We start from the raw sequence: 20927 nt of genomic DNA, 5'->3' as shown, positions 1-20927 counted from the left end.
CCATCTGATCCACCTTCATTATACAAATAAAACATGTATAACAGAGGAACCAGAGAAAAATCTGGTTATCTATACTATACGAGCGCAGAATGGACCCGTCCCGGTTCTTTTTGATTCAGAAAATTCCCTCTCTTCCAAATCTCTTCTTGACTCGAAATAAGTAATCATCTAATCTAAATAGGAGTTATATATCATTACTTTATCCCTATTTATCTGGAAGGAAGGGTGACAACAAGATGAGGTCGGTAGGTCAAAAGCTTGTATTAGCATTCGTAATTGTCGCGTTGGTTTTCGCAGCCTCTGGGGTTTATTCTTATTTCAACATGCGTTCCATGAGCGCCACCTTCGAAGAAGTAACAGAATCCCTATTTGAAACACGGGCCACGGTTTTGAAAATGCAGGCCGGTGTACAGGAACAAAATAGTCAGTACCGGGGATATTTATTAACCTCACAATCTATTTATCTGGATCGCTTTTATGCTTTAAACGAATCAACAGCAAGTCTAGGTGAACAGCTGGCAGGTATGATTGATGATACTGCCTCTCAGGAACTCCTGACTTCAATTACTGAAAAAAACAGCGAGCTTCTGCGTATCGGGGAAAGCATGCTTGAAACATTCGAAACACGCCCTGAGGTAGCCCGCGTACAGGCAACAGGCTCTATGACCCCTCTTGCCAATCAGTTAAATGAAAACGTGGATGCAATGGTTGTCAGTATTGACGAACAAATCAGCTCGACACTTCAGGCATCAAATGAATCGATGGCACAATCCCGTCTGTTTTCAGCCGTTACAATGGGTCTTGCCTTTATTTTAGCTGTCGTCCTCGGACTTATCTTAACATCAAGATTGACCAAGCCGTTAAAAGCCATGACTGAAATGGCAGAGCGTGTTGCGAAAGGTGACCTGACAGATAATCCGGCCCCTTTAAAAGGGAAGGATGAAATAGCTAAACTCCAGCATTCGTTTATTGCGATGCAGGATAACCTGAAAAGACTGATTCAAAATATTTCCCTGAATGCATCTCAGGTAGCCGCTTCCTCCGAGGAGCTTTCAGCTAATGCTGAGCAGACATCCCGAGCAACTGAACAGACAGCCGGCTCCATTGAAAGTATTTCACGGGGATCAGAAGAACAGGTTCAGGCAGCAGACCAGAGTGTAAATGCATTGGCAGACGTTACAGGTGGCATCCAAACAATTGCCGCGAGCTCAGAAGTGATCGAAAACTTTTCTGCTGAATCCCTGCGTCACGCAAATGAAGGTGGAACACTTGTAGAAAAAACGGTTCACAATATGGAGTCTATTCATCAGTCAGTCGGAGAATCTGATAAAGCTATTCAGGGATTATCTGCACGGACGGATGAAATCGGATCAATTCTTGAAGTCATTCGTGGGATCGCAGACCAGACCAACCTCCTCGCACTGAATGCAGCGATCGAAGCAGCACGTGCCGGAGAACATGGAAAAGGCTTTGCCGTTGTAGCGGATGAGGTTCGTAAGCTCGCTGAACAATCAGCAGGTTCTACCCACAAAATCAACGATCTGATCTCAGAAATGCAAAAAGATTCGCAGCACTCTGTTGAAACAATGGATCATGTGAAATCAGAGGTTCAGCGCGGTATTACCTCTGCTCAGGAAACAAGAGAAAAGTTCAGCCTGATTATCGGATCTGTAAAACAAATGACTGCTCAAATTGAACAGATGAATGCAACCGCTCAGGCGATTGCCTCGAAATCAGACGAAGTGACTGAAATCGTTGGCAACATGACTGGCATCGCCCAACAGACAAACGACCACTCAGCCAGCGTCAGCGCAGCCGCTCAGCAAACACTTGCCTCCATGGAAGAAGTAACATCCTCAGCTGCCGCCCTGACAGGCATGGCAGAAGAACTGCAATCTCTGATCGGCACATTCGAATTACCGGATGAATCAGCCCAAACCGATCATTCGTTTGAAGAAAACGTTAGTGCTCCAGACATTGAGGATGAATTTGTTTCTGAAGAAAAGCTCGATTCTCCTGAATCTTTAGAGAATGAGAAAGCTTCATAACAGCGAAAAGAGAGTCCTTGTGGACTCTCTTTTTTATCAATCAAATATTTTAATTTTTTCATCAGACTCAATCCACTGAGGGTAAAAGCTGAATTCGAGTGAAATCGGATTTTGGTATTTTGTTGTTTCAAAACTTGAATAATATGTTGTTTTCTCCCCATTAAAGCCACCCATTCCACTTGAGGATTCATAAAAAGTCTTTTCATCTGCATCAGTGATCTGTCCAAATAAGGAATAAGGAAACTCTTGTCCCTTCAATTCATACTCAATCCTTCCCCGTTCAATGTCAGTGATTTCAAATGGGAAATAATCCGGCTTTTTGAGCACTTTCTTTTGAAAAGTATCAATGACGAGGCTGGCTTCGTCTTTATCAATTGCTTGTATTTTTCCAAGAACCAAGGATAATTCCTCAGGCATTTCAAAGTAATTGCTTTGAAGGTAGTAACTCTCACCTGATGCAGAAGCTCCATTAGTAACAATTCCCCATTCATCTCCATTTCCATTAACCATTTTCATATTTTCAAAAGATAGAAGCTTCATACTATTATTTTTTAGGCTTTCCAGTTCAACAATCGCTCTGATCGGTGAAATTTTGACATGTTGAATCTCAACTTTTTGCCCCTCCACTTCTACAACTTGATTAAGGTCAAATTGCTTCGTTTCAAGTGGATCACCTGTCAATGAAAACGGAATGGAAAGTGTCTCATCATCAATTTCAAATTCTACGGTTAGATCAGTCAAATCCGTTTTTTCCTCAAAAAGCAAGTTCCATAATCCTGTGAATGTTTTATTATCATTACTTGCATCAAGTCCGGGCCCCGAGCTTGCTGCTGTAATTTGATCACCTGTCTCATCCAGAATCTTTGTTGGTCCAGCATAAAAATATTCGCTTGGTTCATCCAATTCAATCGTATAAAACAACACCAGCCCATACTCATCATAAATCGCTGAATCGATTGTCACTTTTACACCGTCAATCGATCTTGAAGCGCCAATCGGCTCCATATATTCGTTATTAACTGCAGACTGGAGTCCACGGTCATAGCGAATCAGCTCGACAATCCGGTCCATCCCCGGAATGGAGGCAATATGTCCGGCCATAACGGGAGATACCCTGACTGTCAAAATGAAAGAAATCAGAAAAACGGCTGCCGCTAAAGCTGGTATCTTCCATTTAGAGCTACGCTTTTTCTTCTTCGCCTGCCTGATCCCTTCGAACATGGCATTCTCAAGCTTGTCTTCTGGAATATCAATTCGATCAATGTTTTTTTTATAGTTACTTAGTCGCTTTTCTTCTTCCCCGAACATCATGGTCATCTCCTTTCTCCATCCACTTTCTCAATCGTCCAAGTGCTTTATAAAGACGTGTTTTTATCGTTCCCTCTGAAACTTCAAGGGATTCTGCAACCTCGCGGATCGTTAAATCACATATGTATTTCATATGGAGTAGCTCCCGTTCTTCAAAGGAGAGCTGTTCAAGCGCTTCATTTGTCTCCATAAACAATAAATCTTCTTCTGAAACGAAAAGCTGATCATTTACCTCAGTCCGAATGATCTGTTTCCTCTTTTTCAGCTCATCCTGACAAACGTTAATCGTGATTCGAATCAGCCATGTTTTACAATAAGCCGGTTCCTTCAGCTTTCCAATGGATCGGTATGCCCGGAAGGTCACTTCCTGAATGGCTTCTAATGCATCATCTTCGTTTTTAAGATAAGCGTACGCCGTTTTATATAAATCAGTTCTGACTTCTCTGATCATCGCGATAAATGCGTCATCGTCTTTTTTTATTGCTTTCTCAGCCAGGGATACTAAATCCATCTGCCTCCCCCTTTCAATCTTTTTCTAAGCATTAGACTCCGCACAGGTAAAAATAGTTTTATTTAATTTCAAATGTTTTTTCGCAAAATCAGAAACCTTTTCTTTTTTGCTCCGTATAAGGTATTGTAGCAGGAAAGACAGTGATAAAGGATGATGATCAGATGAGCTTGTTTAAACGCCTGTTTGGCGGAAAAGAACCTGCACGGCCTGAGGTGGAGGAACGTTCCGTGATGAACCTCAAAATCAAGGACATTGTGACGTACGACCTTCAGGATTATGAAGTGGTTGGAAAGCTTTCTTATAATGATCACGGTTTTAAGTGGACCGCTTATCAGCTTCAGGGAGTCCAGGATGTGATCTGGTTAGGCGTTGAAATGGACGATGAGCTTGAGTTGGGTATTTATAAAAAAGTGCCACTTAAACTGCAGGAACCTCTTCCAAAAGAAATAGAGTATGAGGGCATAACTTACTACCTTGATGAAAAAGGCTCAGCCATTGTTAAAGGTGAGGGCCGCAGCCAGAATGTAGACGGTGTTAAATGTAAATACGCTGAATACTACGATGAAGAAGATGAAAAAGCGCTATCCGTTGAAATATGGGGCGGAGACGTTGAAGCAAGTACAGGTTACAGTATAGAAGAATATGAAATAAAAATTATTGCAGGTTCAAACTAAACTTTAGGAGGAATTTACATGTTTCAATTTTTTAAGCGAGTAAAAACAGTTGTAGGTGCAGAATTAAATTCAATGCTGGATAAAGCTGAAGATCCGGTAAAAATGCTGGATCAGTTTATGCGTGATATGGAAGCGGATATCCGCGATGTGGAAACCGCTGTTGCGAAGCAGATTGCAAATGAAAAGCTGCTTCAAAAGAAAGTAGAAGACGCACAGAGCATGATGAAAAAGCGTGAAGATCAGGCAATGAAGGCGATCGAAGCAGGTAATGAAGATCTTGCCCGCCGTGCGCTGGAAGATAAGAAAAACCATGCAGATCAGGCTGCTTCTCTTGAAGAGTCATATGCACGTGCAAAAGAAGATGTTGCCGTTCTTCGATCAAAGCTGGATGAAATGAAAAAAGAATACAATGAAATGAAGCTTAAAAAGGATTCGTTAAAAGCACGTGCTGAATCAGCTAAAACACGGACGAAGATGAATCGTACACTGTCAGGAATCGGTTCTGATGAGTCCCGTGGCGGGTTCGAAAGAATGGAAGAAAAAGTACTTCAGTTCGAAGCTGAAGCGGAAACAAGTGAAGATATGCGCCAATCCAACCGAAGCCTTGATGATGAATTCGATGCTCTGGATAACAGTGTAGATGATGAACTGGCTGCACTTAAGAAGAAAATGGGCAAAGAATAATTTCATTTTTATTCAAGACGGAACATGGGGGTATGATAGCCGGAAGATTCTTGGAATCATCTGGCATCATCCCCTCTTTTAGGTTATGATTCTTTTAGAAAGGACGGTGAGAATATGAAACGGTCCATGGTAACCATCTTAATCGTTGCTGTCATGCTGTTTTTAGCTGCATGTGGAAATGGCGGATCGATTTTTAAAGACGGAATCAGAGATTATATCAGCACTACATACCCTCTTTATGATACGATTTCAAGCGCATCCAACACGGACCAGTACGCCAGCGTTTATCAGGCACAAGGACGTGACATCGCTTCAGTATCCGAAGAGCTGCAAAATCATGAAACACCTGAAGATCTGAGTGAAATCCGGGATGGCAAACAAATTCTGGTTTATGACGACCTGTTTGTTACGCTTACTGAATCTGAGGAAAATGCATCTGATACGATGATTGAAGTCGCGGAAGAAGAATTTGCCCGTGATAATTATCGCCCTTCCTTCTTTGAAGGTTATCTGCTGGCATCCCTTTTAAATACCCGTTTTGGTTCAGGATGGTCCACCAGCAGAAGTCAGGACTGCAATCTTTATCCTGAACGCTGTTACGGAGGCTACAATTCATCCGGCACATACGTAGGGAAAAATGCAATCCCGACGATTCGCGGTTCAAGTAATCGCGGCGGCGGAATCGGCTCAGGAAAATAATAATTGAACATGGAAAGGAGACTGAAAAATGAACGCATTTCTTTTAACGATTATGTACTTTGCTATCGCAGTCGTTGTTGTACTGATTGGAATTGTCATTTTTGAACTTTTAACAAAAAAATACAAGGACTGGGATGAGGTACTTGCAGGTAATCAGGCAGTAGCTCTTTCGATCAGCGGCAAAATCATCGGAATCTGTATTATACTGGCGTTTGCAATCTATCACAGTTTTGCCGTGTGGGAAACGTTAATCTGGGGTGGACTCGGAGTTGCTCTTCAATTAATTGCTTATCTTTTATTTGAACTATTTACACGTAAATTCTCCGTTGAAGAACAACTTAAAAAAGGAAATCTGGCAGTAGGAATCATCAGTTTTGGTGTATCGGTAGGTCTTGCATTTGTCATTGGTGCGTCGATTACATAATTAAAAGCGGTTAGGAGCTTCACCATGAAGACAATCAATGAACTCGGCATCCGCCAGAGTAAGACGATTTACTGGGCGTCCGGTATTGTCTCCATCTGCGGAATTATCTTTGAAGTATTATTTGGAGCTGCAGGCTCTTACATTTTAGGAGATGGTGTGAAGCAGTATACGCTCACCATCTCACTTTTTTTAACCGGAATGGGAATTGGGGCATCAATCAGTGAACGTGTAACTAAAAATCTGATTCCCTCCTTTATATGGATTGAATATGCGATCGGATTGATCGGCGGACTTTCCACCTTTTTATTTTTCGGTGTAACGGCTTTCCTGCCAGATGGCACCGATGCGATTTTTCTCTATACCATTACACTGCTGGTTGGTGGTTTGACCGGCCTTGAGTTGCCGATCCTGATCCGGAAGGCCAATGAAATCGGTGTTACGCTTAGAAAGAGTACCGCACGCGTTTTGTTTTCTGATTATGCAGGCGGGCTGATCGGTGGTCTGTTGTTTGTCTTCTTACTCAGACCTGAATTCGGTCTTGTAAAGTCTGCTTTTGTCGTCGGGATGATTAACGTCGCTGTGGCACTTTGGGTACTGTTTTATTTCAGAAAAGAAATCAAGCGGTTCCGTCTTCACCTGACGGCAGGAATCGGATTTTTCATCATTTTATTCTCAGGTATTTTCTGGGGTGAGGAAATGGCCTTTTCTTTTGAACAGAGGCTGTATCGGGACCCAATTGTGTATCATGAGCAAACGGAATACCAGCAGATTATCCTCACCAAGGAACAGGGAGATGTCCGCCTGTTTTTAGATGGACAGCTTCAGATGAGTTCAACAGATGAATACCGTTATCACGAAACGCTCGTTCACCCAACCGTCGCTGCAGCTGATTCAGCTGAAAAAATACTCGTTTTAGGCGGCGGAGATGGTCTCGTCTTACGGGAACTTTGGAAATATGATGATGTGAAGTCAGTCGATCTCGTTGATCTGGACCCGGCAGTTGTGGACCTTTCCTCCACCCATTATGACCTTTCCCGCCTAAATGAAAATGCTTTTGAAGATGAGCGGGTAACCGTTCACCATGCAGATGCTTTTTCATTTATGGAAAATGTCAACGATTTTTATGACGTCATTATCGTTGATCTTCCTGATCCGAATAATGAATCGCTGAACAAGCTTTACACACTGCAATTTTATCAGCTCCTTCGAAACGCATTGGAACCCGGTGGCGCGATGATGATTCAATCAACAAGCCCAACTTTTGCAACAGAGGTGTACTGGACGATTGATCATACCGTTCAGGAAGCCGGGCTATTCACAGAAAACCTTCACGTTGATGTGCCAAGCTTTGGAGACTGGGGCTTTGTCTTTGCCCAGCGCGAAGAAACAGATGGCGTGTTTGAAGAACTGAGTTTTGATGTAGAAACCAGATTCCTTGATGAAGACGTCCTTCAGGGACTTCAGGTTTTCGGAAAAGACATTGACCGGGAAATTGAAACACAAAATGGTGAACCATTTGAATATGAACCAAACACGCTGATCAACCCGATTCTTCTTCAGATGTATGAGAAGGCCTGGGTGAATTACTAAAACCGTGCCAGGTCCATTCCTTCGAGACCATGTGCTGAGCGTAGGAGGTCCCTTGCACGAATTTATAAAAACACAATAATTTTAAACCCCCTCGGTCAAATTAACCGAGGGGGTTTTCATATTACGGATTCACTTATTCCATCAGGAAGTTTACGCCTGCAAGATCCGTTTTGTTTTTGTAGGTAGCATAGGCATATACGTTATAGTATTTGCCAGCCTCCAGCTTTTCTCCATTGATTGTGCCGTCCCAGACAAATGACTGGAATCCGGACTCTACATCTTCAACGACTGAGATATCACCAAGATACGCGACAGGTGCTCCTGCTGCATTGGATGAATAAACAAACAGTTCAACTGTCTCAGCTCCACCCGGGAAGTAGCCGCTGATTGTAAAAGCGTCACCATTTTGTTCTACACCAAGGCTTGATACACGAGGATAATCAGGCTCCTGTACGAACAGAATTGTTGGGACATCCACCGTTTTCTCACCGTCAGATACTTTGATGCTGCCTTCGTAATAACCTGGAGCTAATTTAGAAGCATCAACCTGAACGTTCATGTTTACTTTTTGTGATGCGCCAGCATTCACCTTTGTATTCTTGCTTGTGCTGACCTTGATTGCGCTGCTGTTTGCACCGAAGTCTACCGCAAATGAATACGTTTTACGCTTGTCAGAAAGGTTCTTTACTTCAAAGTGATTTTTTTCAACCTGCTTACCTTTTGTCTTATCAAATACGCCGAATGAGTGACTGCCATTTCCTACAAGAATATCTGTTTCAATGGCTGCCGGAACACGAATACTTCCCGCTCCCTGTGAGTTATGCGGATATGACTTTCCTGTTGCCGGGTCAATCAGATCCTGAGCTGTATTCATCAGTGATGCTTTAACATCGTCAATGCTCCAGTCGGGATTAGCCTGAAGGATCAATGCCGCCGCTCCTGCAACGTGTGGAGATGCCATACTTGTTCCCTGAAGCGCAGCATAGCCGTGTACATTTTCATCATGCGTCGGGATTGTGCTGACGATGTTTACACCAGGTGCAGACACATCAGGCTTTACCATCCACGTATCGATAACCGGACCGCGTGATGAGAATCCAGCCATTGTTTCGCCCACTTCACGGTCGAATGCTACATTGAATGCCACCGTGTTATTTCCAGCTTCAAGCTCAGCCAGAAGCTTTAGTCCATCTTCATTGCTCATTTTAATAGTAGGCAGCGAAATGCCCGGGATATCAGGCTGTACGCCAGGAACATTGTTGAAAATGATCGCGCCAACTGCTCCTGCCGCTTTTGCATTAGCTGCTTTATCAACAAACGGGAAGTTTCCGCGCTGCATAACAGCAATTTTACCTGTCAGATCTTTTCCTTCAAAATCCGCTGGTCCACCAAGACCTACATATTCAAATTCAAAGTCTTGTCCGTTTAACGCTAAAAGCTCTTCATCACTTGGGAAGCCCATTACGTTAGCGGATGGATAGCTGACACCCTCAGAGGTTTCAACAGATGCTGAGTAAATGCTGTAAGGAAGCTGCGTTGCTCCTACAGAAATCGCTTCACGTGAAGTACCTGGTGAACCGACTGTCCAGTTATTCGGACCACTGTTCCCATTTGACGTAACGGCCACAACACCTTCAGACATTGCCCAGTCAAGTGCAATTGACGTTGCCCAGTCCGGATCATTCAGTGAATTCCCTAATGACAGGTTCATCACGTCTGCTCCATCTTCCACTGCTTTTTCAATTCCCGCGACAACGTTTTCAGTTGAACCGCTTCCGCCAGGTCCAAGCACACGGTAAGCCAACAGCTCAGCATCAGGTGCTACGCCCTTGATCGCTCCATTCGCTGCTACCGTTCCAGCTACGTGAGACCCGTGAAGCGTTGAGGCACCACGAGGATCGCCATTTGGCGTTTCCTGAGGATCCTCATCATTATCAACGAAGTCATATCCCTTATAGTCACCAAATGCGTGAGCTAAATCAGGATGTGTATAATCAACACCAGTATCGATGACTGCTACCGTGATTCCTTCACCTGTAAAGCCGTCAGCCCAAGCCTTATCAGATCCGATAAATGGAGCACTGTCAAACATCTCTGCGCTGATTTCATCAGAAGAAAGACCCGTTGCTTCACCGACAACTGATGCCGTATATGTAACGTTCGGGTAAACTGCTTTAACCCCTTCGATCGCCAGCAGTTCAGGAATCGCACTTTCAGGCAACGCAACAGAGAAGCCTGAGAAAACTGAATCATATTCCTGATTCACATCAGCTTTAGATACTGCTTTTTTAAGTGCAGCTTTCACTTCATCTCTTTCAAGCTTCAGTTTTCCTTTAGACTGAGCAAGGCCTTTAAGCTTTGCTTCCGCTAAAGACGGAGCATCAAGTTCTACAATGACTGTTGCTTCTTTGCCGGACTGAAGATTGAAGTCCCCTTTCAGTAATGCAAGTTCTTCTGCATTTTTTACATTCACTCCCGCATTTGCACCGGCCCCCATGCCGAAAGCAGATAACGCAAGTAATAATGCAGATGTCGAAAGTACTGATCTCTTTGTATTCTTTTTCATTCTTTTTCTCCCTTCAATCTCAGAAAATTTGTATCAAACGTTTTACTCTATTTAAAGCTCCCTCCTCATTTTTTCATAAAATAACGAACATAGTTAATATTCTGTTAATTTAACTGGTATTCCTTGAGTTCATTTCCTTATTTTTTCTCGAATGGAATTAGTTCATTTAACATATTACTTTACTCTTATATAGTCCAATGGATATACAATACCACCCTACCCTATAATCTATCAATTTAAAAAAGAGACAAAAGCCAATTTTCATCACTTGTCCAACCAATATTCTATGAATCTCATATTCTAATTCTAGGAGGTGAAAATAAATGACTTGTAAAGATCACTACAAACGCCCGTTAGGAACCATTGGTCAGTGTGACTGCGACTGTCCAAAGCGTCCAAAGAAGGAAAAGCCAGAGAAGCTGCTGTATGAAAACTGTGCTCCATTTGCAGGCGGACCGAACACACCAAACAATATCATCTTTGACGTAGAGCCGAATGACCTTCGCGTCACATTGGCTGCTACAATCGAAAACTTCAGCAACAACGGACTGAATATCACGATTTTCCGTCGCAACAGCCAGGAAACAATCGCTGTACAGGCTGGTTCTTCCCTGACATTCATCCATGATGAAGTCGTACGCGTAACAGTCAACTCATTCGGCCAGAACTACACAGGCTCTTTCAAAATGCAGGTATTGTACGAGGTTTAAGTCGAAAAGACACCGGGGTTGGCCGGTGTCTTTTCCATGTAATTTTAAGTTTGTGAGATTAGAGGATGTTTTCGTGAGTTCAGAGAGCGAGTTTGTGAGGTTAGGAGGAGAATTTGTGAGCTTAACCGCTGCTTTTGTGAGTTCCGCTCGTGACTTCGTCAGTTCAGTGTAAAAAGGCCCCGCCCAGCCAAAACATCTTTTCAGACAAAAAAAGACCCGCCCTCAGGACAGGTCTTCCTCAAATTTAATTCAATTCCACGTTGTGATACACCTGCTGTACATCTTCAAGATCCTCAAGAGCACCAATCAGTTTCTCGATCTGTGCCTGATCTTCTTCCGATACGGAAACATCATTTTGAGCAAGCATTGTCAGCTCGGCTACAGTGAATTCTGTAATCCCACTGTCCTTCAGGGCCTGCTGAACAGCATTATACTGATCAGGTTCTGCATAAATGATGACCGCATCATCTTCTTCAAGAATATCACGGGCATCCACATCTTTTTCCATCAACAGCTCCAGTATTTCATCAGCTGTTTTTCCTTCCACACCAAATACGGCAGTAGAATCAAACATATAAGACACAGATCCACTGACACCCATGTTCCCGCCATTTTTACCAAATGCGGCACGCACTTCAGAAGCAGTGCGGTTTACGTTATTAGTGAGCGCATCGACAATAATCATCGATCCTGCCGGGCCAAAACCTTCATATCGGAGGCTGTCATAGCTTTCTTCACCGCCGCCTTTTGCTTTTTCAATCGCACGCTCGATGATCGCTTTTGGCACATTGTATGTTTTAGCACGATCCAGTACCATACGCAAAGCTGTATTGGCTTCCGGATCCGGCTCTCCCTGCTTGGCTGTTACATATATTTCACGCGCGAATTTATTGTAAACCTGACTTGTATTCGCGTCTTTTGCTGCTTTCTTTTCCTTAATATTGTTCCACTTACGTCCCATAATTGGTCACTCTCTTTCCGTGAGTTGTTCAAAATACCTGCCTTTTCACTATACTTATTTTAACAGGAGAAGGCAACTGAATACGTCAGTTCAGGGACAGGATCGAAAAAGTGTTCCGCCCCCTGGCTTTCGCCTGATAAAGGGCTTTATCAGCCGCCTTCAGGATTTCAGCCGGTGAGCAGGCTTCTTTTTCCACCACAGTCATTCCGATACTTGTCGTCACATTCATAACGAGTCCCTTAAGTTGAAACGGCTCGCGAATCGCAGACAGAATCTTATCCGCTACCTTTGACAGCTTATCTTCATTTTCAACACCGCGCAGTAACACGATAAATTCGTCACCGCCCAGTCTTGCGACGAGATCAGAACTTCTCGTACACTTCTTAAGTCTATGTCCAAACTCCTCTATAACAGCATCTCCTGCATCATGACCGAGTTCATCATTAATCGTTTTAAAGTGATCAATATCAAGCATTAAAACTGAAAACGGCTGACGCCCTGATTGCTGTTCCTCTTCCATTGTTTTTTGCAGAAGTCTCCGGTTTGGGAGGCCCGTTAAAGAATCATGATAAGCGAAATATTCAAGGCGGGATTCCTGCTTCTTATTAAAGGTAATGTCCCTGGAAACGACCACCATATAATTAAAATGATCCTGGTCGTCAAATACAGGCGTACCATGCAGTTCCGTCCACATCCATTCTTTCTCCTGGTGCTGTTGGCGCAACTGTAATTTCCACGGTGTTCCCTGCTGAATAGACATCAGGAAAGAAGCCTCCAATTCAGGCAGATATTCTTCCTCTACATGATGAGAAAACAATTTCCCCTCATATTCACTTTCAGGATAACCGAGCACCTGCCGATAAGATGGTGATGCATAAATAATGGTACCTTTATGATCAACAAGCGTAATCAGATCCTGGGCATTTTCTGCAATGATTCTGAGTTTTTTCTCACTGTCCCTGAAGCGTTTAATAGCATCCATCTCTGTTGAAATGTCTTTGAGTATCCAGTAAATGCCCGTGACTTCATGATGAATCATGACCGGAACAAAGATGGAGAGTCCGTCTATTTTCTTCCCATTCATATACACCTTCGTACGAAAAGACGAGGCTTCACCGGTTTTTGCTTTCAAAAAAGCGTGATCAACCTCTGTTAAATCCTTCTCCTTGAACCATTCCCGGTAATGAATTTCCTCAGGCTCTGATTCCCATCCAATATAAGCTCCCGCAGCACGATTACCACTGATCGTAATTCCATCTAGGTTTAAATAGAAAATGGCATCAAGGTTGTGATCAAATAAAGAGCGGAATCTTTCACGGCTTTCAAGCGCCCGCTCCCTTGATTCCTCTGCATCAAGCTCCGCCCATGTTGATTCTGTAATATCATGAACAAGCGCTGTAATATGAGTGCACTCCCCCTGTTCATCCAATAAAGGGGAAAGCCGGGTTTTAGAATAATAGGTTTCTCCTGATAACGCTGTGTAGGAATCCTTGTAAACAACGTCTTCCTTCGTTTCCACCACTTTTACATACTGGCTGTACAAAAAGGATGACAGATCCGGCTGTATGGCCTGGATAGGCTTCCCCAGATCATCATCAGACAAACCTGAACGCATCTTCGCCTCTTCATTTAAAAAAGCATACGTAAATTCACCGTCAGGCTCCGCCTTAACGATGAACACCATTTCCTTTATGCCTTTCATCACAGCTCTAAAAAGTAATTTCTCCACACTCACCCTTGCCACCCTCTCATATCAGCCCGTTTATATTACAGAGTGATGATTTAATAGTAGTAGGGACTCAGGTAAATGTAAAGAAGAAGTGTGAGACATGAGTCTCATGTTTAATTGAAAATAGGGCAACAATAATTAAACAATATGGCAAGATACATATTTAAGGTCAACATACTTTTATAGTTATGCAGTACTGAATGTCATTTACTCATGCGCTTTCCACACTTCCGGCAGCAGCTTTGTGATTTCACTTGCCAGCATGGTGTGGGACGATTTTGTTTTGATCCATTCATCTGCGCAGGCTCCATGCAGATAAACTGCATTTAAGACAGCGTGCTTCCAGTCTTTATGACAGCAAAGCATACCTGATATCATGCCTGTGAGTACATCTCCGGTTCCGCCTTTGGCAAGTGCGCTGTTGCCGGTTGGGTTAATCCTCGTCTCACCATCTGGAAAAGAAATGACAGTTTCTTTTCCTTTTAGCACAATAGTTACTCCGAATGTTTGTGCCATTTCCTCAGCAGCCTGAATTCGTGCTTCTTTGGAACCTTCCAGCTCTATACTAGAAATTCTTTCAAATTCCCCCGGATGAGGGGTCAGGATAACAGGGGCGTTCCTGACCGCGTATGTTCTTTTTGAAAGCGCACCCGCGTCCAGGACAACAGGAATATCCGTCTGTAAAAAACGGTCAATGATTTTTTCTGTCTCAGGGCCTGGTTCTCTCCCCGACCCGCATGTAAGCACGCGATAACTCGAAAGATCGATGTCCCCTCTCATCATTTTCTCGCTAAATTCCGGTACATACGTTGCCTCTGGTAAATGGGCAGATACATGCGGAAAAACGGATTCATCCGCCCCGATCTCAAGTTTCCCTGCTCCACTGCGCAGACAGGACATCCCCGCAAGAATCGCAGCACCTGGCATAAATGGACTGCCAACTGCCAGTAATGCCGTACCAAACGTACCTTTATGTGCCTCTGCCGAACGAACCGGTAGCGTCTTCTTCACATGATCTGCTGTCCACATCTGCCTGTCTCCCCTTTCTCATTAAGTGCTTTGTTTCACCATTTCTTTATGATGAAAAGGACATTTTCCTGTAACGGGAATACTGTCATCGCCAATAAAGGACTGCTTCCACTCATGATGATCAGGATCCCCGTAATGACTGATATCCGGATGTTTCGGAAGCTGATCCCATTTTTCAACCCGTTCTCTCACTTTTTCCCGGGACATTATTCCTCCCTTTTCCGTTCCCTCCAGCCCCTGAAAAATCGCACGCGGCTGAAATCCAAGCACCATCGCATTGCCAAGATTCCTTGTTTTCCTCTGTTTATAGGCCGGTGCATTCCCAAAAACGAAAATCGGTTCTCCTTCAAAGTGAAAATCCCACAGAAAATGATCAGGGTCTCTCGGATGATCTTCCGGCCAGGCTTTTTCATCCTGCTCATGAAGATACTGAAGAATCTCCCAAAACTGAGTACGATATCGATCAAGCTCCTGCTCCGTCTCGAAAGGCTCCACAAATAAAAACAGACCGTGTTTTATTTTTGTTTCTGATTTAAATAGCGCAAGGAATTCACCGACCGCTGCCGGAAGGTTAGACCAGTCTTTTTGAGATATGTAGGCATAACGAAGTTCTCCTTTACGCTGACCTTTCATTCCGAAATAACATGGAAACGTCGGATCAAGTACTGTCTCTTCAAACGTTTTATACTCCTTCACAAGCCAATCAGGCAGCTTTTCATGTTCCTTCATATCCTCTATTGTCAATAGTCCTGAACTTTTCTTTACCATTTAAATCAGCCTCCAAAAATATGTATTGGTAGACATTACCCTTACATTAAAAATGTAAACAATTAACTATTTTTCCACCTGGCACAATCAACACGAATTGTTCACACATTTTCAGGCTGAATCTTTTATAATGCCTAATAGACCTGGAGGGAAGAAATCATGATGAAAACTGATATTGGACGATTCCGTATGATGGGACTGCTCGAAGGCGGATCCCTGCTTATTTTATTATTTATTGCCATGCCGCTTAAATATATGGCAGGCATCCCGGAAGCCGTAACGCTTGTAGGATCTATTCACGGTTTCTTGTTTGTTGTTTATGTTATGCTTGCGCTTTATACGACTTTTAAAATCAGATGGCATTTTATGTGGCTGTTCAGCGCAGTTGCTGTGGCGTTTATACCGTTTGGAAATTTTGTGCTGGATCGGAGAATTGAGAAGAAGTTCAGCTGACGGAAAAAACCGTAACTCTTATGATAAGAATTACGGTTTTTTCTATCCGCTCAATATTATAAACCAGGTCGAGTCATGCCTACTATTTCTAAGCAGAAGCCTCGTCTGTCTGCTTTTTTGTTTTTACAAAAAAAGCGAGAACTAGTCCGATGACGGCTGTGATTCCGGCTACGACGAAGGAAATGTTAACACCACGGATCATACCGCTGACACCCTCAGCAGGAATTTGTGTCATCGTCATGACCGTAACTAACAGCGCGGTTCCAACAGCACCCGCCACCTGACGCATCGTATTATTCATGGCAGTCCCGTGCGGAATCAGGTGATTCGGCAGCTGGTTCAGACCCGCCGTTGTGACTGGCATCATCACCATTGATAAGCCAAACATGCGGAACATATTCACAATAGCTAAATACATGAAGGTAGTATCAGCTGATAAATTCGTGAACATAAATGTCGTGATAGTCAAAATCGACATACCTGTAATCGCAAGCCACCTCGCTCCGAACTTATCAAACAGCTTTCCGGCTACCGGACTCATTGCCCCCATAAGAAGCGCACCTGGAAGCAGCATCAATCCGGATTCAAGCGCGCTGAATCCAAGCATGTTTTGCATGAGAAGCGGCAGAATAACAGCTCCTCCAATCATGGCAATAAATACGATCATCCCAATGGCTGTTGTCAGAGTAAAAATCGGATTTTTAAACACCCTGAATTCAAGCATAGGCTTCTCAAGCTTCCCCTGCCTTACAATGAACCAGGTCAGTGTTACCGCTCCAATGACAAGTGATCCGATCACCTGCCAGCTCAGCCAGCCGCTGTTTCCAGCCGTACTGAAACCGTATAATAATCCACCGAATCCAAGCGTTGACAGCGCAATCGAAAGCGGATCCACCTTTGGAAACGTCTGCTTCGTTACATTTCGCAAAATAAAATACGCCACGATGATATCAATGATAATGACCGGCAGAATAACATAAAACAGGCTTCTCCATGGGAATTGATCTACCATCCAGCCTGATAAAGTCGGACCAATCGCTGGAGCAAAAGCAATTACAAGTCCAAACATCCCCATTGCTGCCCCGCGTTTTTCAACAGGATAAATCAAAAACAAAATCGTCTGCATCAAAGGCATGATGATCCCGGCTCCCGATGCCTGCAGGATCCGGCCGACCATCAAAAAACCAAAACCTGGCGCAATCGCACAAATAAGCGTGCCGAGCCCGAATAAACCCATTGCGGTTAAAAATAGTCTTCTGGTTGTAAATCTCTCTATCAAAAAAGCCGTAATCGGAATCATAATCCCGTTCACCAGCATAAACACAGACTGCAGCCATTGAGCTGTACTCGCCTGTAAATTAAGGTCAGCCATAATCACCGGCAGCGCTGTAGCTAACAGCGTCTGATTTAAAATAGCAGCAAAAGCTCCTGAAATCAGTACGATCAGGAGCGGAACTTTATTAAAGGAAGTCGTATCCTTCGGCCTTTCCTGTGCATAAGCCATATTAATCCTTCTTTCTTTATTTTTTCAGCAATTAATTGTATGATACAACTATATGGTTGTATCATACAAGTATTCAGCTTCAACTACACGTTTTCGAAAAGGCGGTTTATATAATGAAAGAAGAATCACTTCGTGCCATTGAGCTCGAAATGGCAATTTTAGCAAGAAGAATCACGACCATTGCTCAGAACAGAAAAGACGAGAGCCTGGTGCGCTCCGCCTATCTCCTATTGCATCAGATTTCAGTCAAAGGACCATCCGGCGTAAAAGATCTCGCAGAAGAACTGCAGCTTGATATCTCCACCGTCAGCAGACAGGCAGCCTCCCTCGAGCAGAAAGGGTACGTCAAAAAGATTCAGTCCCCTTCAGACAGACGCTCCTATTTTTTCGAACTTACTGAAGCAGGCGAAAAAGAAATGAAGCAATACCGCAACATCCGACGGGAAAAAGTCGCTAACCTGCTGCACGACTGGACCGATGAGGAACGCGAACAATTCGGGAAACTGCTGAATAAGTTTAATGAAGCGATGAAGAGTGTGAAGTAACAAGATATTTTGAGTGCGAATGAAAGTTTCGCAGAATTTCGCCCCTCGTTCAAAACATAATACCCGAGGTTCGCAGAATGTTGCTGTTGGTTCACAGGATTTTCAGCCTGGTTCACAAGATTCTTTGCGAGTTTCCCGGAATCGGGACTATTGAATCGAAAATGAGGGGACGGAGCGCCCGTTCCATTTTTAAAAAATGAACACCCGCTCCGTCCCCCTATTTCATTACTTCTTCCTTACAATTGGCTTAAATCCTCCAAGCTCAACCATCAGCTCATCACCATCAACCACAACCAAGTAGAAGTCTTCTTTACTCGTGGCTTTGATGTCTGAAACCTTTTGCCCTTTTGAGTTGAAAAACTCCGTAATTTCATTTCTGGCAGATTGACTGACAGAATATTCTCCTGCAATCTCAGGTGACAATTTTTCAGCAGCTGTTACAGTCTCCACCGGACCAGCCAGCTGATTATAAATCTTCTGCAAAAGCTTGATCACCTCGGAAAAACCGACAAACAGCATCCCTGACACAAAACCGCTGAAAATAACCGGTATACCTCCCCAAAGACTATCTGTTTGAACCATCAAAATGATGCCTGTTAATCCTGTTGAAACAAAAATAAAAACACCAATCACACGTAATATGTAAGCAATTCTATTCTCACTAATAACCAAAACCCCTACCCCCTTTCCTGTATTATACAGAACAGGGGGACGGAGCGCCCGTTCCATTTTTAAAAAATGAACACCCGCTCCGTCCCCATTATCATGACATCACCCATTTATCCTTCAAAAACATCACTCTTCCAACCACAAACGCGATCACTACACATAACAGGTTACTTCCTGCCATCAATAGAATATGCTGTACATCAACAATGCCAAAGCTCAGTTCTTTTAAGATTGTAAAGATATTGAGCACCGGGATCATGAAGTGTGTGTTGGTAAGCTCATTGACGCCGATTCCAGTGATGATCATTAGTGGAAAGATAGAGATCATTGTGACTGGTGTAGCATAGCTTTGTGCTTCTTTCACGGTTTTTCCTGCAATGCTTGCGATCATCAGTAATGTCGCTGTGAACATGGCAAACATGACAGTTGTTAAAAGGGCGGCTGCGATGACTGGTACTGCATTGTCTGACAGACTCAGTGCCCCTTTCAGGTTTTCAGTCAGCAGGAAGATTTCCAATATGACAACAGCCAAGGTAATGATTCCGGTAATCGTTCCAATTGACGCAATGGTCAGCCATTTCGCTGTGAGCAGGTTCATACGGTTCACAGGCGTCATCAGCAAGGCTTCCATTGTTTTTCTTTCTTTTTCTCCGGCGAATAAGTCAGCTGCTGAAGGGCTGGCTCCAACACCGATCGCAATCGATAAAATGAGTGGAATCAGCATCGCAATTAAATTCACGTTCGTATTTTCCTGCGACAGTTCCTGCTGATTGATCACGAACGGCTCAATCATTGAAAGGTCTGTTCCTGCCGCTTCAAGACGTTCTGCTACAATGACCTGCTCATATTGTGTTAAAACAGTCGTCACCATATTCATTAAAATAGATGCATTCTGACTGAAAGAGTCACCTGTCAGAACCGCCTCTGCCGGCTCCCCATTTTCAACCCGTGTTGTAAATGTCTCATCAAAACTTAAAGCCGCAAGTGCTTCTCCCTCACGGACCATTTCTTCAGGAGAATCTGAAGTGATCAGTTCGATATTTCCCATCTGCTCAAGTCCAGACGTCACCTCTGTAGGAATCGACTGATCAACTGCAAGCGTATAGGTTTCATCAGAACCATCTGAAACAAGGTTTTCATAAAACAACACGAGTCCTGTCATCATCACGATCGGCAGAATAACCGTTAATAAAAGCGTTCTCCTGTCGCGAAACGAATCCTTCATCTCTTTTTTAAATATATTAAGAAGCATAGTGACGATCCCCTCTCACCAATTTACTCATGAAAATATAATTCAAATCCTTCGTACCTTCTGAACGGTACAAATCTTCAAGCGTCCCATAATGAACGAGCTCACCTTTGTGAATCATCGCAACGGAATCACACAGCAGCGAGACTTCTTCCATAATGTGACTGGAAAAAATGATCGTTTTCCCTTCTCTTTTCAACTGATGAACGAGCTGACGGAACACGTTGGAAGATGTAATATCAAGACCAGTCGTTGGTTCGTCAAACAAAATAATATCCGGGTTATGAATCAGCGTTCGTGCAATCGCAACCTTCTGGCGCATCCCTTTTGAAAAACCGCCCACTTTGCGATCCAGGTAATCACGCATACCGAACATTTTGGACAAATCATCGATCCGCACCTTTGTCTCATGCTTGCTTAATCCATATAACGATGCAAAGTAAACGAGATTTTCTCTTGCTGTTAACCGATCGTATAATCCTGTCTCTCCTCCAAACAAAACCCCGATCTTCCGCTTGATCTCAGAAGGCTGCTTTTCCGTATCAAATCCTGCTACCGTAATCGTCCCTTCTGTCGGCGAAATGAGTGTGGCAATCGAACGCAGCAAGGTCGTCTTCCCTGCCCCATTTTCACCAAGCAGTCCGATCGTCTGGCCCTTCTTTACACTAAATGAAATATGCTTAAGTGCCGTCACCGATGTTTTCTTATCCTGAAACTTTTTAGTCACTTCTTTGATTTCGATCATGAACATTCACCTCTGTCTGTTATTTCTTACTCTCATCATACAAATTGTTCAGTTCCAAATC

Annotated in this window: 20 protein-coding genes; 9 read left to right on the top strand and 11 right to left on the bottom strand. The window is 43.5% G+C overall.

Going from position 1 to position 20927, the window contains the following annotated elements; genetic code table 11:
• Positions 1-236: 236 nt before the first annotated feature.
• Positions 237-2048, top strand: coding sequence for a methyl-accepting chemotaxis protein (locus E2491_RS03955; protein ID WP_134372996.1), 1812 nt, complete (start codon positions 237-239; stop codon positions 2046-2048).
• Between the two features lie 36 nt (positions 2049-2084).
• Here the strand turns inward: E2491_RS03955 and E2491_RS03950 are convergent, their stop codons facing one another.
• Positions 2085-3365: a DUF4179 domain-containing protein gene (locus tag E2491_RS03950; RefSeq protein WP_134372993.1), complete on the bottom strand. Its 1281-nt coding sequence runs from the start codon at positions 3363-3365 to the stop codon at positions 2085-2087.
• The gene (locus tag E2491_RS03945; protein ID WP_134372990.1) at positions 3325-3867 is read right to left on the bottom strand and encodes a sigma-70 family RNA polymerase sigma factor; all 543 of its coding nucleotides are present in this window, start codon (positions 3865-3867) and stop codon (positions 3325-3327) included. Before E2491_RS03945 ends, E2491_RS03950 begins: the two co-directional genes overlap by 41 nt.
• A gap of 161 nt (positions 3868-4028) precedes the next feature.
• On the opposite strand from E2491_RS03945, the gene E2491_RS03940 reads away from it, so the two are divergent.
• The 5 genes from E2491_RS03940 to E2491_RS03920 all read left to right on the top strand — a co-directional run bounded on the left by E2491_RS03940 (position 4029) and on the right by E2491_RS03920 (position 7938).
• Positions 4029-4541, top strand: a complete 513-nt coding sequence (locus E2491_RS03940) for a DUF4178 domain-containing protein (RefSeq protein WP_134372987.1) — start codon at positions 4029-4031, stop codon at positions 4539-4541.
• A gap of 18 nt (positions 4542-4559) precedes the next feature.
• Positions 4560-5225 (top strand): PspA/IM30 family protein, encoded by a 666-nt coding sequence (locus tag E2491_RS03935; protein WP_134372984.1) that lies wholly within the window; start codon positions 4560-4562, stop codon positions 5223-5225.
• Positions 5226-5339: 114 nt separating this feature from the next.
• Positions 5340-5924, top strand: a complete 585-nt coding sequence (locus E2491_RS03930) for a DUF4247 domain-containing protein (RefSeq protein WP_244093875.1) — start codon at positions 5340-5342, stop codon at positions 5922-5924.
• A 28-nt stretch (positions 5925-5952) separates the two neighbouring features.
• Positions 5953-6348 carry a DUF350 domain-containing protein gene (locus E2491_RS03925; protein ID WP_134372981.1) on the top strand — a complete coding sequence of 132 codons (396 nt, stop codon included), beginning with the start codon at positions 5953-5955 and terminating at the stop codon, positions 6346-6348.
• Between the two features lie 24 nt (positions 6349-6372).
• Complete coding sequence (locus tag E2491_RS03920) at positions 6373-7938, top strand: polyamine aminopropyltransferase (RefSeq protein WP_134372978.1); 1566 nt, start codon at positions 6373-6375, stop codon at positions 7936-7938.
• A 133-nt stretch (positions 7939-8071) separates the two neighbouring features.
• On the opposite strand, the gene E2491_RS03915 is transcribed toward E2491_RS03920, so the two are convergent.
• The gene (locus E2491_RS03915; RefSeq protein WP_134372975.1) at positions 8072-10504 is read right to left on the bottom strand and encodes a S8 family serine peptidase; all 2433 of its coding nucleotides are present in this window, start codon (positions 10502-10504) and stop codon (positions 8072-8074) included.
• Positions 10505-10827: 323 nt separating this feature from the next.
• On the opposite strand from E2491_RS03915, the gene E2491_RS03910 reads away from it, so the two are divergent.
• Positions 10828-11214, top strand: a complete 387-nt coding sequence (locus E2491_RS03910) for a hypothetical protein (RefSeq protein ID WP_134372972.1) — start codon at positions 10828-10830, stop codon at positions 11212-11214.
• Positions 11215-11458: 244 nt separating this feature from the next.
• Here the strand turns inward: E2491_RS03910 and E2491_RS03905 are convergent, their stop codons facing one another.
• From E2491_RS03905 to E2491_RS03890, 4 genes are all read right to left on the bottom strand, one after another.
• Positions 11459-12175, bottom strand: a complete 717-nt coding sequence (locus E2491_RS03905) for a YebC/PmpR family DNA-binding transcriptional regulator (protein WP_134372969.1) — start codon at positions 12173-12175, stop codon at positions 11459-11461.
• Between the two features lie 85 nt (positions 12176-12260).
• A complete protein-coding gene (locus tag E2491_RS03900; protein ID WP_134372966.1) occupies positions 12261-13904 on the bottom strand; it encodes a sensor domain-containing protein in 1644 nt (547 codons plus the stop codon).
• Between the two features lie 207 nt (positions 13905-14111).
• Positions 14112-14933 carry an NAD(P)H-hydrate dehydratase gene (locus E2491_RS03895; protein ID WP_134372963.1) on the bottom strand — a complete coding sequence of 274 codons (822 nt, stop codon included), beginning with the start codon at positions 14931-14933 and terminating at the stop codon, positions 14112-14114.
• Between the two features lie 21 nt (positions 14934-14954).
• Complete coding sequence (locus tag E2491_RS03890) at positions 14955-15701, bottom strand: YqcI/YcgG family protein (protein ID WP_134372960.1); 747 nt, start codon at positions 15699-15701, stop codon at positions 14955-14957.
• Between the two features lie 159 nt (positions 15702-15860).
• On the opposite strand from E2491_RS03890, the gene E2491_RS03885 reads away from it, so the two are divergent.
• On the top strand, positions 15861-16154 hold the full coding sequence (locus E2491_RS03885) for a DUF3817 domain-containing protein (RefSeq protein ID WP_166805778.1): 294 nt from the start codon (positions 15861-15863) through the stop codon (positions 16152-16154).
• 88 nt (positions 16155-16242) lie between these two features.
• Here the strand turns inward: E2491_RS03885 and E2491_RS03880 are convergent, their stop codons facing one another.
• Complete coding sequence (locus E2491_RS03880) at positions 16243-17658, bottom strand: MDR family MFS transporter (RefSeq protein ID WP_134372957.1); 1416 nt, start codon at positions 17656-17658, stop codon at positions 16243-16245.
• A gap of 113 nt (positions 17659-17771) precedes the next feature.
• On the opposite strand from E2491_RS03880, the gene E2491_RS03875 reads away from it, so the two are divergent.
• On the top strand, positions 17772-18203 hold the full coding sequence (locus E2491_RS03875; protein ID WP_134372954.1) for a MarR family winged helix-turn-helix transcriptional regulator: 432 nt from the start codon (positions 17772-17774) through the stop codon (positions 18201-18203).
• Positions 18204-18428: 225 nt separating this feature from the next.
• Here the strand turns inward: E2491_RS03875 and E2491_RS03870 are convergent, their stop codons facing one another.
• The 3 genes from E2491_RS03870 to E2491_RS03860 all read right to left on the bottom strand — a co-directional run bounded on the left by E2491_RS03870 (position 18429) and on the right by E2491_RS03860 (position 20866).
• Positions 18429-18875 carry a hypothetical protein gene (locus E2491_RS03870; protein ID WP_134372951.1) on the bottom strand — a complete coding sequence of 149 codons (447 nt, stop codon included), beginning with the start codon at positions 18873-18875 and terminating at the stop codon, positions 18429-18431.
• Positions 18876-18966: 91 nt separating this feature from the next.
• The gene (locus E2491_RS03865; protein ID WP_134372948.1) at positions 18967-20124 is read right to left on the bottom strand and encodes an ABC transporter permease; all 1158 of its coding nucleotides are present in this window, start codon (positions 20122-20124) and stop codon (positions 18967-18969) included.
• Entirely contained in the window at positions 20114-20866 is a 753-nt protein-coding gene (locus tag E2491_RS03860) for an ABC transporter ATP-binding protein (protein ID WP_134372945.1), read from the bottom strand. Before E2491_RS03860 ends, E2491_RS03865 begins: the two co-directional genes overlap by 11 nt.
• Positions 20867-20927: the final 61 nt, after the last annotated feature.

It is taken from the genome of Jeotgalibacillus sp. R-1-5s-1 (genome assembly GCF_004405105.1).
GTDB lineage: Bacteria > Bacillota > Bacilli > Bacillales > Jeotgalibacillaceae > Jeotgalibacillus.
This window is presented reverse-complemented; position numbering and strand designations above follow the sequence as displayed.